1 pseudogene is annotated in these 459 nt (G+C 54.9%); it reads right to left on the bottom strand.

From position 1 onward, the window contains the following. Positions 1-52: 52 nt before the first annotated feature. Positions 53-304: pseudogene (locus C5C07_RS21835) on the bottom strand (DNA methyltransferase); the annotation flags it as partial. Positions 305-459 lie beyond the last annotated feature (155 nt).

Raw genomic sequence — 459 nt, 5'->3', positions numbered from 1 at the left:
TGAAGCGACAAGCGCAGAAGGCCCGCGAAATCAAGCGTATAGAGGACAGCGACTAATCGGTGAGTTCGATTACGTCGTCGAAGCTTTGCTGATTGTCGTCCCGCTGAAGCTCTTCCATGGGGAGGAACCGGAGCTTGCTGCTTCCCAGGTACTTTTCTTGATCCTCGAACGCCAGCCAGTCCCTGCCCATCTGCTCGGCGAGCCACCCGCTCATATTTGAGCCTGCAAAGATGTCGAGAACGAGATCGTCCTTCTCAGTCAAGAACTGGATGAAGAACTGCGGAAGGTCACGGGGGAATCGGGCGGGGTGCGGGTCAACACCGACCTCTTTGCAGGCGTTAAGTTAGTGGGTGTTTGACGCGGTATTAGCTATCTTGAGAACGTTGTCCGGTATCTTGTCTTCGGGGAGTGTGAGTCGGGCAAGTTCATCAAGTTTGTCGACCTCGGCAGCCGACTGAA

The sequence above is a fragment of the Haloferax sp. Atlit-4N genome, assembly GCF_003383025.1.
Classification (GTDB): Archaea; Halobacteriota; Halobacteria; order Halobacteriales; family Haloferacaceae; genus Haloferax; species Haloferax gibbonsii.
The sequence above is the reverse complement of the archived record's forward strand: the minus strand, read 5'-3'. Positions and strand labels throughout refer to the sequence as shown.